General features: G+C 70.2%; 14 protein-coding genes. 8 read left to right on the forward strand and 6 right to left on the reverse strand.

Features of this window, described 5'->3' with window-relative positions; all coding sequences use genetic code 11:
- Positions 1-7 precede the first annotated feature (7 nt).
- The 3 genes from rqpR to ACP26O_RS15680 all read left to right on the forward strand — a co-directional run bounded on the left by rqpR (position 8) and on the right by ACP26O_RS15680 (position 3,599).
- Complete coding sequence (gene rqpR / locus ACP26O_RS15670; RefSeq protein ID WP_006751915.1) at positions 8-664, forward strand: response regulator transcription factor RqpR; 657 nt, start codon at positions 8-10, stop codon at positions 662-664.
- A gap of 220 nt (positions 665-884) precedes the next feature.
- Positions 885-2,285, forward strand: coding sequence for an amino acid permease (locus ACP26O_RS15675; RefSeq protein WP_011658170.1), 1,401 nt, complete (start codon positions 885-887; stop codon positions 2,283-2,285).
- A 288-nt stretch (positions 2,286-2,573) separates the two neighbouring features.
- Positions 2,574-3,599, forward strand: a complete 1,026-nt coding sequence (locus ACP26O_RS15680) for an XdhC family protein (protein ID WP_011658171.1) — start codon at positions 2,574-2,576, stop codon at positions 3,597-3,599.
- 104 nt (positions 3,600-3,703) lie between these two features.
- Here ACP26O_RS15680 and ACP26O_RS15685 read toward each other — a convergent pair whose 3' ends face one another.
- The 6 genes from ACP26O_RS15685 to fliE all read right to left on the reverse strand — a co-directional run bounded on the left by ACP26O_RS15685 (position 3,704) and on the right by fliE (position 7,726).
- Positions 3,704-4,438 carry a PepSY-associated TM helix domain-containing protein gene (locus ACP26O_RS15685; protein WP_175665929.1) on the reverse strand — a complete coding sequence of 245 codons (735 nt, stop codon included), beginning with the start codon at positions 4,436-4,438 and terminating at the stop codon, positions 3,704-3,706.
- A gap of 265 nt (positions 4,439-4,703) precedes the next feature.
- Positions 4,704-5,024: an EscU/YscU/HrcU family type III secretion system export apparatus switch protein gene (locus ACP26O_RS15690; RefSeq protein WP_175665928.1), complete on the reverse strand. Its 321-nt coding sequence runs from the start codon at positions 5,022-5,024 to the stop codon at positions 4,704-4,706.
- Positions 5,021-6,394, reverse strand: coding sequence for a flagellar hook-length control protein FliK (locus ACP26O_RS15695; RefSeq protein WP_175665927.1), 1,374 nt, complete (start codon positions 6,392-6,394; stop codon positions 5,021-5,023). The genes ACP26O_RS15690 and ACP26O_RS15695 overlap by 4 nt, the downstream gene beginning before the upstream one ends.
- A gap of 75 nt (positions 6,395-6,469) precedes the next feature.
- Complete coding sequence (locus tag ACP26O_RS15700; protein ID WP_105831984.1) at positions 6,470-6,802, reverse strand: flagellar protein FliT; 333 nt, start codon at positions 6,800-6,802, stop codon at positions 6,470-6,472.
- Positions 6,799-7,233: a flagellar export chaperone FliS gene (gene fliS / locus ACP26O_RS15705; protein WP_105831985.1), complete on the reverse strand. Its 435-nt coding sequence runs from the start codon at positions 7,231-7,233 to the stop codon at positions 6,799-6,801. The genes ACP26O_RS15700 and fliS overlap by 4 nt, the downstream gene beginning before the upstream one ends.
- Before the next feature lie 148 nt (positions 7,234-7,381).
- On the reverse strand, positions 7,382-7,726 hold the full coding sequence (gene fliE, locus ACP26O_RS15710) for a flagellar hook-basal body complex protein FliE (protein ID WP_175665926.1): 345 nt from the start codon (positions 7,724-7,726) through the stop codon (positions 7,382-7,384).
- A gap of 249 nt (positions 7,727-7,975) precedes the next feature.
- Here fliE and fliF point away from each other — a divergent pair, with 249 nt between their 5' ends.
- Genes fliF through fliJ form a run of 5 tightly spaced genes read left to right on the forward strand, consistent with a single transcriptional unit; the run spans position 7,976 to position 13,399 of the window.
- Complete coding sequence (gene fliF / locus ACP26O_RS15715) at positions 7,976-9,739, forward strand: flagellar basal-body MS-ring/collar protein FliF (protein WP_175665925.1); 1,764 nt, start codon at positions 7,976-7,978, stop codon at positions 9,737-9,739.
- Positions 9,729-10,724, forward strand: coding sequence for a flagellar motor switch protein FliG (gene fliG, locus ACP26O_RS15720; RefSeq protein WP_006753019.1), 996 nt, complete (start codon positions 9,729-9,731; stop codon positions 10,722-10,724). The genes fliF and fliG overlap by 11 nt, the downstream gene beginning before the upstream one ends.
- Positions 10,717-11,400 (forward strand): flagellar assembly protein FliH, encoded by a 684-nt coding sequence (gene fliH / locus ACP26O_RS15725; protein WP_006761727.1) that lies wholly within the window; start codon positions 10,717-10,719, stop codon positions 11,398-11,400. Before fliG ends, fliH begins: the two co-directional genes overlap by 8 nt.
- The gene (gene fliI / locus ACP26O_RS15730) at positions 11,394-12,935 is read left to right on the forward strand and encodes a flagellar protein export ATPase FliI (RefSeq protein WP_175662008.1); all 1,542 of its coding nucleotides are present in this window, start codon (positions 11,394-11,396) and stop codon (positions 12,933-12,935) included. Before fliH ends, fliI begins: the two co-directional genes overlap by 7 nt.
- Before the next feature lie 5 nt (positions 12,936-12,940).
- Positions 12,941-13,399 carry a flagellar export protein FliJ gene (gene fliJ, locus ACP26O_RS15735; protein WP_175665924.1) on the forward strand — a complete coding sequence of 153 codons (459 nt, stop codon included), beginning with the start codon at positions 12,941-12,943 and terminating at the stop codon, positions 13,397-13,399.
- The last annotated feature ends 12 nt before the right edge of the window (positions 13,400-13,411 follow it).

Raw genomic sequence — 13,411 nt, forward strand, 5'->3', positions numbered from 1 at the left:
GGTCGCGATGAGCCTGAACATCCTGCTCGTGGACGACCACGCGATCGTCCGGCAAGGGGTCCGCCACCTGCTGATCGACCGCGGCGTCGCGCGCGAAGTGACCGAAGCCGAGACCGGCAGCGATGCGGTGGCCGCCGTCGACCGTCAGACCTTCGACGTGATCCTGCTCGACATCTCGCTGCCGGACACCAACGGCATCGAGTTGCTCAAGCGCATCAAGCGCAAGCTGCCGGGCACGCCGGTGCTGATGTTCTCGATGTACCGCGAGGACCAGTACGCGGTGCGCGCGCTGAAGGCCGGCGCATCCGGCTATCTGTCGAAGACGGTGAATGCCGCGCAGATGATCGGCGCGATCCAGCAGGTCGCGGCCGGCCGCAAGTACGTGAGCCCGGCGATGGCCGAGGCGCTCGCCGAATACGTGTCGTTCGAGAACGAACCGCTGCCGCACGAGAAGCTGTCCGATCGCGAATACCAGACGCTCTGCATGCTGGCGTCGGGCAAGCGCCTCACCGATATCGCGAACACGCTGTCGCTGTCGGTGAAGACGGTCAGCGTGTACCGGTCGCGGCTGCTCGAGAAGATGCGGCTGTCGAACAACGCGGAACTGACGTTCTACGTGATGAGCAACCGGCTCGTCGACATGGCGCCCGCGTCGGGCGCCTGATCCCTCGCATTCACCGGAATCGCGCGACCCGCGCCGCGCCGGCCTGCCACGGGCCAGCTCCGGTCGCCGCACGCTGCGTGCAAGCGCTTGTTTTCTCGGACGATTCCGCCGCGCGCCGCTGCACTGCAGCGGGGCTTGCGCGCCAAATCGGCTAAAATTGCGGGTTTTCCTTCTCTCACTCGGCGCCGCCGCGTTCGCGCGCGCTGGAGACTCATCCGCAATGTCCCTCTTCCGCAAGAAAAACGTCGATCGCATGATCGCCGGCGCGCATGGCGCCGGGCTCAAGAAAGCGCTCGGCGCAATCGACCTCACCTTCCTCGGCATCGGCGCGATCATCGGCACCGGGATCTTCGTGCTGACCGGCACCGGCGCCGTTCAGGCCGGCCCCGCGCTGATGCTGTCGTTCGTGATCGCGGCGATCGCGTGCGGCCTCGCGGCGCTGTCGTACGCGGAATTCGCGTCGACGATTCCGGTCGCGGGCTCGATCTACACGTACTCGTACGCGACGCTCGGCGAGCTCGTCGCATGGATCATCGGCTGGGACCTGATGCTCGAATACGGCCTCGCGGCGTCGGCCGTGTCGGTCGGCTGGTCGGGCTACCTGCAGTCGCTGCTGCAGGGCTTCGGGCTCGCGCTGCCGACCGTGCTGACCGCCGCGCCCGGCGCGATTCCCGACGTCGTCACGTGGTTCAACCTGCCCGCGTTCCTCGTGATGCTGGTGATCACGACGCTGCTGTCGATCGGCATCCGCGAGTCGACCCGCATCAACAACATCATGGTGTTCATCAAGGTGTCGGTGGTGCTGCTCGTGATCGCGGTCGGCCTGTTCCACGTGACGCCCGCGAACTGGAAGCCGTTCATGCCGCACGGCTGGAACGGCGTGTTCGGCGCGGCGGCCGTGATGTTCTTCGCGTTCATCGGCTTCGACGCGGTGTCGTCGGCGGCCGAGGAAGTGAAGAATCCGAAGCGCGACCTGCCGATCGGCATCATCGCGTCGCTCGCCGTGTGCGCGGTGCTGTACGTGACGGTCGCGGCGGTCGCGACCGGCATCGTGCCGGCGGCCCAGTACGCGAACGTGTCGCACCCGATCTCGTATGCGCTGCAGATCGCCGGCGAGAAGTGGGTCGCGGGCTTCATCGATCTCGGCGCGGTGCTCGGCATGCTGACCGTGATCCTCGTGATGAGCTACGGCCAGACGCGGATCATCTTCGCGATGTCGCGCGACGGGCTGCTGCCGGCGATGCTGTCGCGCGTGCATCCGCGCTTCGCGACGCCGTTCCTGACGACCTGGCTCGTCGGCCTGTTCTTCGGGCTGATCGCCGCGCTCGTGCCGCTGAACGTGCTCGCCGAGCTGATCAACATCGGCACGCTCGCCGCGTTCTCGATGGTGTCGATCGCGGTGCTGGTGTTGCGCCGCACGCATCCGGAGCTGCCGCGCGCGTTCCGCTGCCCGGGCGTGCCGGTGGTGCCGATCCTCGCGGTCGCCGCGTGCCTGTTCCTGATGCTGAACCTGCAGCCCGTCACGTGGGCCGCGTTCGGCATCTGGCTCGTGATCGGCCTCGTGATCTACTTCCTGTATTCGCGTCACCACTCGAAGCTCGCCCGCGGCCACGCGGACTGACCTCCGGCTGCGACGCGCCGCGTCGCTCCGCTGCAACGGCGCACCCGCCTCGCGGGCGCGCCGTTTGCGTTTGTGGGGCGGCGGGCGGCGTGTGCGGGCAGCCTGAGCGGGCGGTCCGAGCCGGTCGCCCGGACTGGGCGTCGGAGCTGGCCATCCGAGCTGGCCGTCCGAGCCGGCCGCCCGAACCGTTCCTCCCGATCCCCGCCACCGTTCGGCCACGCGTCGGCGCACCGCAAGCAAGGCTGCGGCGGGCGCGTCATAATGCGCCCAATCAATGAGGGAACGACGATGGAAAGTGTGGATCTCGACGTGTTGAAGTCGAGCGCGCGCTGGCTCGACGAAGGGCGCCGCGTGCTGCTCGTGACGGTCGTGAAGACGTGGGGCTCGTCGCCCCGCCCCGAAGGCGCGATGCTCGCGGTGCGCGAGGACGGGCTCGTGGTCGGCTCCGTGTCCGGCGGGTGCATCGAGGACGACCTGATCGCCCGCGTGCATGCGAGCGGCATCGCGGCCGATGCGCGCCCGGAAGCGGTCAAGTACGGCGTGACGGCCGAGGAAGCGCACCGCTTCGGGCTGCCCTGCGGCGGCACGATCCAGCTCGTGCTGGAGCCGCTCACGCGCGACAGCGGGATTGCCGCGTTGTGCGCCGAGGTGGAGGCCGGCCGGCTCGTCACGCGCACGATGACGCTGGCGACCGGCCGCGCGTCGCTGTCGCCCGCGCAGGCGACCGACGGGCTCGCGTTCGACGGCGAACGGCTCGTGACGATCCACGGGCCGCGCTATCGAATGCTCGTGATCGGTGCCGGGCAGTTGTCCCGCTATCTGTGCCAGATCGCGGTCGGGCTCGACTACCAGGTGACGGTCTGCGATCCGCGCGACGAGTACACGGATGCGTGGGACGTGCCGGGCACCCGCGTCGTGCATACGATGCCCGACGACACCGTGCTCGACATGAAGCTCGACGCGCGTTCGGCCGTGATCGCGCTCACGCACGATCCGAAGCTCGACGATCTCGCGTTGATGGAAGCGCTCAAGACGCCCGCGTTCTACGTGGGCGCGCTCGGCTCGCGGCGCAACAATGCGGCGCGGCGCGAGCGGCTGCTCGAATTCGACCTGAACGACGCGGAACTGGCGCGGCTGCACGGGCCGGCCGGCATCTACATCGGCAGCCGCACGCCGCCGGAAATCGCGATCTCGATCCTCGCTGAAGTCACGGCCGCGAAGAACAACGTGTCGCTGCCGACGATCCTGCAGGTCGAGGGGGCGAAGGCCGCCCGCGAGATCGCGGCCAACAACGGCGCGACCTGCGGCCTCTGAGGGCGGCCGGCGCGGGCAGCGGCGCAGGGCCGTCGCGCCGGATGCGCGCACCACGCGCCGGCACCGGGCCGGCGCGTTTCAACCGTTGCGTCAGGCAGGTTGCGTCAGGCAAGGCCTGCGGCGAGTGCCGCGGCGACCGAGCCGACCACCAGCACGACGCCGACCGTGCGGCGCTTGTTCAGCTCCGTCCACAGCAGCACGCCCGTCAGCGACAACAGGATCAGCGAACCCGCGATCGTGTCCATCAGCAGCACCCAGCCGACATTCATGCCGACGCCGCGATGCAGGTTGTTCAGCGTCGTCAGGAACGTGTTGCCGGTGCGCTTCACCGACACGTAGCCGTTGCCGACCCAGTATTCGGCCTGCAGATTCTGGTGCGGCCCGAACAGGCCCATCTGCCAGTGCTCGGGCTGCATCACGCGCTTGTCGCCCCACGCGACCGGCTGCGCGGGTTCCTTGCGCACACGGCCCGGCCGGCCGTCGAAGTGCAGTTCGTGCTGCAGCCACTTCGTCATCGCCGCGGGCGACTTCGGCGCCGGGTCCGGCAACGCGATCTGCATCTGCTCGACCTGCGGTTCGCCGGTCGAGATCTTCAGCGGCGGCGCACGGTGGTTGAGCAGCACGCCCGTCACGCCGAACAGCAGCCCGAGCACCGCGCCCCATAGCCCGACCCAGCCGTGCACCTTGCGCAGCCATTTGATGAAAGTCGCGCGGCGCGAACGCTGGCGGCGCGCCGCCAGTTCGGCGTCGCTCAGCGGACTTGCGGCCGGATGCGGCACGGTGACGTGCGCGGGAGGCATGCCCGCCTGCGGCGGGGCGATCGTTTCGGGCGCGTTCACGCGAGAAGGTCCATTCGTTCAAAGCAACGGGCGACGCACGGAAAACGCGCGTCGCCCGGATAACGTGAAAATGAGAATGGATATCATTACACAAATGACGCGGCGGCTCAATCGGAGCGCGCACCGCGGGCGGCCGACAAATTCAGGTGATGAGCGATGAAGCAGGTGGATTGCGCGCCAATCCCCGGGCATAGAGCGAACATACCGGCGAAATGATTGCGAAAGACCGCGACAGCCGTTCGCAAGAAACCGGGCGGCCGTTTGTTCAGCGGCGCAGCGGCGGCAGCGGAAAGCGCGGCGCGGCGTCGCCCGGCTCGGGCTCGGTGCGATCGAGCGCATACAGCCACGCGAGCAGATCCGCGACGGCCTGGTAAAGCTGCGGCGGAATCCGGTCGTCGAGGTCGACCTGCATCAGCAGCGACACCATCTCCGGCGCGGTATGCACGTACAGCCCCGCATCGCGTGCCCGGGCGACGATCATCTCGGCGACCAGGCCGTATCCCTTCGCGACCACGCGCGGCGCGGCATCGCCGCCTGTCGGATCGTAGACGAGCGCCGCCGCGCGCTTGCGGGATGCCATGCTCATCGCGGCGTCTCGTCGTCGGCACCCGGCGTGCCGCCCGGCGCGCTGCGCGCATACGCGGCGGCAGCCGCGTGCGCGACGAGCGGGTCGAAGCCGTCCAGTTCGTCGCCGACCGCGCGGATCGACAATCCGCCGAGCCGCAGTCCCGAACCCTCGAACCGCTGCCGCAGCGCGGCCTCGTGGCGCGTGAGCCGGTCGGCGCCCGCCGAATTCGCGCGCAGCCGCGCGACGAGTTGCGCGCCGTTCAACACCAGTTCCGCGTCGACCGTCCCGAGCGACGGCAGCGTCAGCGTCAGCCGCGTGCGCCACGCGATGCCGTCCCCCGCGTCGTCGCCGCCGCGCGACGCGTGGCCGCCGGAATCATCGGGCTCGATCGTCCAGTCGAGCCGCGCGCCGGGCCACGCCTCGCCGGCCCAGCGGAACTGGTCGGTCGCCAGCGCGTCGAGCTGCTGCCGCACGATCGGCACGGCGGTCGGATGCACGGGAGCAGCCAACGCCTGCGCCTGCGGATCGGCCGACGCGGCGGCCAGTTCGGCGCGCGCGGGCGTCCAGCGCGCGTCGGGATGGTCGCCGAGCGGGTCGGTCGTTGTGGCCGCGCTCGACGCCATGCCCGGCCGAGCGGCCGCCGGCGCGTTCTGCGCGGAAGCGAGCGAGTGCGCAGCCGCACCGCCCGGCGCGGCTGCGCCCGGCTGCACGGCGGTTCGCGTGGCCGCCGGCAGCGGCAGACGCTGCGCGAGCAGTTCGTCGAGCACATCGGGCGCGTCTTGCTGCACGGCATCCGGGGCCGGCTGCATCGGCTCGGCCGTGAGGCGCGCCTGCGGTTCGCGCATCAGCGCGGCGAGCGGGCGCTGGCCGGCCAGCCACTGTGCGAGATGGGATTCGTAAAAGAGGCCGCTTTCGCTCACGGCCTGCGCGAGCGCCGCGCGCAGCGCGGCGACGGGCGGCGCGTCCGACGCGGCGCGCGCGGCCGCGACGTCGGACGCGGGCAATGCAGCGGAAGAAGAAGCGACAGGCGCGGCAGGACCCGCGGCCGGCTGCCCGTGCGGCTGCCCGCCCCGCGGCACGGCCGCCGCGCTCAGCAGCACGGACGGATCGGCCAGCAGCGGCGTGCGACCGGCGATCACGGGCGTCGCAGCCCCGCCCGAGCGCGAGATCGCGTCGAGCACGAGCGCGACGTCGGACAACGCGGTCTGGGCGGATGCCGGCGGCGCGACGGGCGAGCCGCCCGCCGGCGCCGCGGACGATGCGCCGGCGCCGGGCGTGCCGACCTGCGAGGCCGCCCCGCCGCCGGCCGACGGCGACACGGTGCCGCTCAGCAGGCTGTCGAGGCGGCTCGCCAGCACGGCGGCCGCAACGGAGTCGATACCGGTCATGATCGGAGCCTGCTCACCTCAGCCACATCGTTGCGAAGCCGGGCACGCGGCAACCGCCGCCCCGGCAAACAGGCACTAGCCGCGCGCGCGGTAGAGATCGGTCAATACCTTGGTCGAGCGCCGCGCCTCGAATAGCGCGGACAGCCGCGCGACTTCCGGGCTCGCGAGATCGCGGATCGCGGCGTCGTCGGCGAGGATGCGGCGGATCAGCCCGAGCTTGCGGCCGAGGTCGGATTCGTCGAGCGCGACGCCCGGATCGGCCTCCTTCAGCCCGTCGACGAGCCGCAGGAATTCGTCCTGCAACTCCGGCAGCGCGCTCCAGTCGGCACCGCGTGCCGCGCTCAGCATGCGGCCCGACACGGCCGCGAGCGCCTCGTAGCGGGCGAAGTATTCGGCCTTGAGATTCATCGCGCCGCGTCCGCCGCCTGTTGCGCGGTCATCCGCGCGACTTCGGGGGCGATGCCCGTCCACGCTTCCTCGAGCGTGGCGAGCAGTCCGTCGACCTCGACCAGCATCGCGTCGCTCGCATGCATGTTGGCTTCCAGCAAACGCCGGACGATATAGGCGTACAGCGCATCCAGGCGCCCGGCGATCTCGCCGCCCGCGTCGCGGTTCAGCGACGCCTGCAGCCCGCTCTCGACGATCCCGATCGCCTTGCCGATCGCTTCGCCGCGTGCGGGCACGTTGCCCTGCTGCAGGTGCATGCGCGCGAGCGCGATGGCCTGCCGCGCGCCCTGGTACAGCATCGCGATCAGCCGGTGCGGGGAGGCGCCCATCACCCCCGTCTCGACGCCGACACGCGCGTACGCACTGGCTCCAGCGTGTCCTGGGGAAAACATGCGCTTCTTCTCCTTGTGATGCGTTGGCTATGCGGAGGCCGCCGCCCTGCGTTGCACGACGCGGCCTTGTACCGGAGTTATCGGAAGGGAATTGAAAAGCTTTAGGCGCGCGGGCCGCCAGCCCGGCCGCCGCGGCGTGACCGGCTCGTCACACCGACATCTGCATGATGTCGTTGTACGCGCTCACGAGCTTGTTGCGGACCTGGAGCCCGAACTGGAAGCCGATGTTGGCCTTCTGCATGTCGACCATCACGTCGTTCAGCGACACGTTCGCCGCGCCGACCTCGAACGCCTGCGCCTCGCCGAGCGCGTGCTGCTGGTCGCCGCTGATCTTGTCGAGCGACGCCTTCATCGCGCTCGCGAACGTGCCGGCCGTCGCGGCGCCCGAGCCGGCGAGCGCCGCCGCCGGGCTCGCGACGCCGCCGCCCGCCTGCGCGGCCATCGCCTGCATCTGTTGCAACACCGAACCGATTCCGCTGACGTTGGCAGTCATGCTGTCCCCACACATAAGAGAAGAGACCCGGGCCCACCGGGCGTTCGCGCCGGCGCCGCACCATGCGCACCATGCCGGATCGCGAAAAAGGATAGCAGCGCGGCGCCCGCCAAAGCCGCGAAAGTACGGGGGAAACCCCGCTCTTTTCGGTCGATCGGAGTCGCCCCCGGGTCCCGATAATCGCAACGTGTCATTGTCCGTCCGCTCGTCCGAGCGGCTCAGTCGTCCCGCTCCGGAGAAACTCCACGCATGGATTCGCAGGCCAACTCGCTGATCAACCCCGACGCCCGCACGGGCCTCGCCAGCCCGGTGCCAGGCGCCACCGCGGCCGCCGCGTTGCCGGGAGCAGGCGGCGCCGGCGCGGACTTCGGGTTCGGCGGTTTCGCGGAACGCATTCCCGGCATCTCGCGGATGAAGGGCAACCCGAAGCTGCCGTTCGTGATCGCCGTCGCGTTCGCGATCGCCGCGATCACCGCGCTCGTGCTGTGGAGCCGCGCGCCCGACTATCGCGTGCTGTACAGCAACCTGTCGGACCGCGACGGCGGCGCGATCATCGCCGCACTCCAGCAGGCGAACGTTCCGTACAAGTTCGCCGACGCCGGCGGCGCGATCCTCGTGCCGTCGAACCAGGTGCATGAAACGCGCCTGAAGCTCGCCGCGCTGGGCCTGCCCAAGGGCGGCTCGGTCGGCTTCGAGCTGATGGACAACCAGAAATTCGGCATCAGCCAGTTCGCCGAGCAGGTGAACTACCAGCGCGCGCTCGAAGGCGAGCTGCAGCGCACGATCGAATCGATCAACGCGGTGCGCGGCGCGCGCGTGCATCTCGCGATCCCGAAGCTGTCGGTGTTCGTGCGCGACAAGGAAGCGCCGAGCGCGTCGGTGTTCGTCGACCTCTACCCGGGCCGCGTGCTCGACGAGGGCCAGGTGCAGGCGATCACGCGGATGGTGTCCTCCGGCGTGCCCGACATGCCGGCGAAGAACGTGACGATCGTCGACCAGGACGGCAACCTGCTGACGCAGACCGCGTCGGCCTCCGGCCTCGACGCGAGCCAGCTCAAGTACGTGCAGCAGGTCGAGCGCAATACGCAGAAGCGCATCGATTCGATCCTCGCGCCGATCTTCGGCACCGGCAACGCGCGCTCGCAGGTCAGCGCCGACATCGATTTCTCGAAGCTCGAACAGACCTCGGAAAGCTACGGCCCGAACGGCACGCCGCAGCAGGCCGCGATCCGCAGCCAGCAGACCAGCAGCGCGACCGAGCTCGCGCAGGGCGGCGCGTCGGGCGTGCCGGGCGCGCTGTCGAACACGCCGCCGCAGCCGGCCTCCGCGCCGATCGTCGCCGGCAACGGCCAGAACGGCGCGCAGTCGACGCCCGTCAGCGACCGCAAGGACCAGACCACCAACTACGAGCTCGACAAGACGATCCGCCACGTCGAGCAGCCGATGGGCAACGTGAAGCGGCTGTCGGTCGCCGTCGTCGTCAACTACCAGCCGGTCGCCGACGCGAAGGGCCACGTGACGATGCAGCCGCTGCCGCCCGCGAAGCTCGCGCAGGTCGAGCAGCTCGTGAAGGACGCGATGGGCTACGACGAGAAGCGCGGCGACTCGGTGAACGTCGTGAACAGCGCGTTCTCGAGCGTCGGCGATCCGTACGCCGACCTGCCGTGGTGGCGCCAGCCGGACATGATCGCGATGGCGAAGGAAGCCGCGAAGTGGCTCGGCATCGCGGCAGCCGCGGCGGCGCTCTATTTCATGTTCGTGCGCCCGGCGATGCGCCGCGCGTTCCCGCCGCCCGAGCCGGTCGCACCGGCGCTCGCGGCGCCGGACGATCCGGTCGCGCTCGACGGCCTGCCCGCCCCGGACAGGGCCGACGAGCCCGATCCGCTGCTGCTCGGCTTCGAGAACGAAAAGAACCGCTACGAACGCAACCTCGACTACGCGCGCACGATCGCCCGCCAGGATCCGAAGATCGTCGCCACCGTCGTGAAGAACTGGGTGTCCGATGAACGCTGAAGGCCTGACCAAGAGCGCGCTGCTGCTGATGTCGATCGGCGAGGAAGAGGCCGCTGAAGTATTCAAGTTCCTCGCGCCGCGCGAGGTGCAGAAGATCGGCGCCGCGATGGCCGCGCTGAAGAACGTCACGCGCGAGCAGGTCGAGGGCGTGCTGCAGGAATTCGCGAAGGAAGCCGAGCAGCACACCGCGCTGTCGCTCGATTCCAGCGAGTACATCCGCTCGGTGCTGACCAAGGCGCTCGGCGAGGACAAGGCCGGCGTGCTGATCGACCGGATCCTGCAGGGCAGCGACACGAGCGGCATCGAGGGCCTGAAGTGGATGGACTCGGGCGCCGTGGCCGAACTGATCAAGAACGAGCATCCGCAGATCATCGCGACGATCCTCGTGCATCTCGACCGCGACCAGGCGTCCGAGATCGCGTCGTGCTTCACCGAACGGCTGCGCAACGACGTGCTGCTGCGGATCGCGACGCTCGACGGTATCCAGCCGGCTGCGCTGCGCGAGCTCGACGACGTGCTCACCGGCCTGCTGTCCGGCAGCGACAACCTGAAGCGCAGCCCGATGGGCGGCATCCGCACCGCGGCCGAGATCCTCAACTTCATGACGAGCAATCATGAGGAAGGCGTGCTCGAAAGCGTGCGCCAGTACGACGCCGACCTCGCGCAGAAGATCGTCGACCAGATGTTCGTGTTCGAGAACCTGCTCGACCTCGAGGATCGCGCGATCCAGATGGTGCTGAAGGAAGTCGAGTCGGAAACGCTGATCATCGCGCTGAAGGGCGCGCCGCCCGCGCTGCGCCAGAAGTTCCTCGCGAACATGTCGCAACGCGCGGCCGAACTGCTCGCGGAGGATCTCGACGCACGCGGCCCGGTGCGCGTGTCGGAAGTCGAGACGCAGCAGCGCCGCATCCTGCAGATCGTGCGCAACCTCGCCGAGAGCGGTCAGATCGTGATCGGCGGCAAGGCGGAAGACGCATATGTCTGATTCCGTGCGCGATCGGGCCGCCACCCTCACCGCGTACCAGCGGTGGGAGATGGCGTCGTTCGATCCGCCGCCGCCCCCGCCGCCGCCCGACGACGCTGCCGCGGCCGCCGCCGCGCTCGCCGAGGAACTGCAGCGCGTGCGCGACGCCGCGCATGCCGAAGGCCATGCGGCCGGTCACGTCGAAGGCCAGGCGCTGGGTTACCAGGCCGGTTTCGACCAGGGCCGCGAGCAGGGTTTCGAGGCCGGCCAGGCCGAAGCCCGCGAACAGGCCGCGCAGCTCGCGGCGCTCGCCGCCTCGTTCCGCGAAGCCGTGTCGAGCGTCGAGCACGATCTCGCGTCCGATCTCGCGCAGCTCGCGCTCGACATCGCGCAGCAGGTCGTGCGCCAGCACGTGAAGCACGATCCCGCGGCGCTCGTCGCGGCCGTGCGCGACGTGCTCGCCGCCGAACCGGCATTGTCCGGCGCGCCGCATCTCGCGGTGAATCCGGCCGACCTGCCCGTCGTCGAAGCCTATCTGCAGGACGATCTCGATACGCTCGGCTGGACCGTGCGCACCGACACGTCGATCGAGCGCGGCGGCTGCCGCGCGCACGCTGCGACGGGCGAGGTCGACGCGACGCTGCCCACCCGCTGGCAGCGCGTCGCCGCCGCGATCGGCAAGGTGAGCGCATGGTGACGCCCACGCCCGAATCGATCCTGTACGACGGGATGACGCCGCTCGAGCGCGAACTCGCGCTCGCGTCGTTCGGCCCCGACGGCGCGCACGACTCCGCCCACGGCGCCGATCCGCACGCGGCACCCGCTGCGGACGACGCACCGCGCGCACCGCACAATCCGCATCTCGCGCACTGGCGCACGCACCTGAACGGGCTCGCGACGCGCAGCCACCGCGCGCTGCCGCTGCGGCCGTGCGGGCGCCTCACCCGCGCCGCGGGCCTCGTGCTCGAGGCGATCGGGCTGCGCCTGTCGGTCGGCGCCGAATGCACGATCGAACTGCCGCCCGGCAGCACGCTGCCGCACGCGGAAGCGGAAGTCGTCGGGTTCTCCGGCGATCGCCTGTTCCTGATGCCGACCACCGATGTCGCCGGCGTGCTGCCCGGCGCGCGCGTGTGGCCGCGCGAAAGCGCGCCCGTCGCCGATCCGCTCGCGGGCGCCAAACGACTGCCGGTCGGCTGGGAAATGCTCGGGCGTGTGGTCGACGCGTCGGGCCGCCCGCTCGACGGCCTCGGCCCGCTCGCGTCGAAGGTCGACGCAGCGCTGTCGGCGCCGTCGATCAACCCGCTCGATCGCGAGCCGATCCACAGTGTGCTCGACGTCGGCGTGCGCGCGATCAACGCGCTGCTCACCGTCGGCCGCGGGCAGCGGATGGGCCTGTTCGCGGGGTCCGGCGTCGGCAAGTCGGTGCTGCTCGGCACGATGGCGCGCTACACCAGCGCGGAAGTGATCGTGATCGGGCTGATCGGCGAACGCGGCCGCGAAGTGAAGGAATTCATCGAACAGATCCTCGGCGAGGACGGGCTCGCGCGCTCGGTCGTCGTCGCCGCGCCGGCCGACGTGTCGCCGCTGCTGCGCATGCAGGGCGCCGCCTACGCGACGTCGCTTGCCGAGTATTTCCGCGACCAGGGCAAGCACGTGCTGCTGCTGATGGATTCGCTGACGCGCTACGCGATGGCGCAGCGCGAGATCGCGCTCGCGATCGGCGAGCCGCCCGCGACCAAGGGCTATCCGCCGTCGGTGTTCGCGAAGCTGCCCGCGCTCGTCGAGCGCACCGGCAACGGGCCCGAAGGCGGCGGCTCGATCACCGCGTTCTACACGGTGCTGACCGAAGGCGACGACCAGCAGGACCCGATCGCCGACTCGGCGCGCGCGATCCTCGACGGCCATATCGTGCTGTCGCGCGCGCTCGCCGAGGCCGGCCACTATCCGGCGATCGACATCGAGGCGTCGATCAGCCGCGCGATGACCGCGCTGATCGACGAAACGCATCTCGACCGCGTGCGGCAGTTCAAGCAGATGCTGTCGCGCTACCAGCGCAATCGCGACCTGATCGCGGTCGGCGCGTATGCACCGGGCCGCGACGCGCAGCTCGACCGCGCGATCGCGCTCTATCCGCGCATCGAATCGTTCCTGCAGCAGGGCTTTCGCGAATGCGCGCCGTTCGCGTCGAGCCTCGCCGGGCTCGATGCACTGTTCGACGTACACGGAGGCTGATCCCGATGGCACACGGCTTTCCCCTTCAACTGCTGCTCGACCGCGCGCAGGAAGATCTCGACACGGCCACGAAGCAGCTCGGCACCGCGCAGCGCGACCGCACCGCGGCCGCCGAACAGCTCGACGCGCTGCTGCGCTATCGCGACGAATACCACGCGCGCTTTTCGCAGTCCGCGCAGCACGGGATGCCGGCCGGCAACTGGCGCAATTTCCAGGCGTTCATCGATACGCTCGACGCGGCGATCGCGCAGCAGCGCAACGTGCTGGCCGCGGCCGAACTGCGCATCGACGAGGCGCGCCCGAACTGGCAACAGAAGAAACGCACCGTCGGCTCATACGAAACCCTGCAGGCGCGCGGCGCCGCGCAGGAAACGCAGCGTGCCGCGAAGCGCGAACAGCGCGACGCCGACGAACACGCCGCGAAGATTCTGCGCATGCGGGCCGACGCGGCCCGTTCGGCGTAACCGCTCACCGCT

It is taken from the genome of Burkholderia sp. R-40 (assembly GCF_049942845.1).
Taxonomy (GTDB): domain Bacteria; phylum Pseudomonadota; class Gammaproteobacteria; order Burkholderiales; family Burkholderiaceae; genus Burkholderia; species Burkholderia ambifaria.

What these genes read in the sequence shown, in the direction of transcription:
- fliE (WP_175665926.1), bottom strand. Translation starts at nt 7,726, where the DNA reads ATGACTGCCAACGTCAGCGGAATCGGTTCGGTGTTGCAACAGATGCAG.
- fliG (WP_006753019.1), top strand. Translation starts at nt 9,729, where the DNA reads ATGAACGCTGAAGGCCTGACCAAGAGCGCGCTGCTGCTGATGTCGATC.
- ACP26O_RS15690 (WP_175665928.1), bottom strand. Translation starts at nt 5,024, where the DNA reads ATGAGCATGGCATCCCGCAAGCGCGCGGCGGCGCTCGTCTACGATCCG.
- fliH (WP_006761727.1), top strand. Translation starts at nt 10,717, where the DNA reads ATGTCTGATTCCGTGCGCGATCGGGCCGCCACCCTCACCGCGTACCAG.
- ACP26O_RS15695 (WP_175665927.1), bottom strand. Translation starts at nt 6,394, where the DNA reads ATGACCGGTATCGACTCCGTTGCGGCCGCCGTGCTGGCGAGCCGCCTC.
- rqpR (WP_006751915.1), top strand. Translation starts at nt 8, where the DNA reads ATGAGCCTGAACATCCTGCTCGTGGACGACCACGCGATCGTCCGGCAA.
- fliI (WP_175662008.1), top strand. Translation starts at nt 11,394, where the DNA reads ATGGTGACGCCCACGCCCGAATCGATCCTGTACGACGGGATGACGCCG.
- fliS (WP_105831985.1), bottom strand. Translation starts at nt 7,233, where the DNA reads ATGTTTTCCCCAGGACACGCTGGAGCCAGTGCGTACGCGCGTGTCGGC.
- ACP26O_RS15700 (WP_105831984.1), bottom strand. Translation starts at nt 6,802, where the DNA reads ATGAATCTCAAGGCCGAATACTTCGCCCGCTACGAGGCGCTCGCGGCC.
- fliF (WP_175665925.1), top strand. Translation starts at nt 7,976, where the DNA reads ATGGATTCGCAGGCCAACTCGCTGATCAACCCCGACGCCCGCACGGGC.
- ACP26O_RS15680 (WP_011658171.1), top strand. Translation starts at nt 2,574, where the DNA reads ATGGAAAGTGTGGATCTCGACGTGTTGAAGTCGAGCGCGCGCTGGCTC.
- ACP26O_RS15675 (WP_011658170.1), top strand. Translation starts at nt 885, where the DNA reads ATGTCCCTCTTCCGCAAGAAAAACGTCGATCGCATGATCGCCGGCGCG.
- fliJ (WP_175665924.1), top strand. Translation starts at nt 12,941, where the DNA reads ATGGCACACGGCTTTCCCCTTCAACTGCTGCTCGACCGCGCGCAGGAA.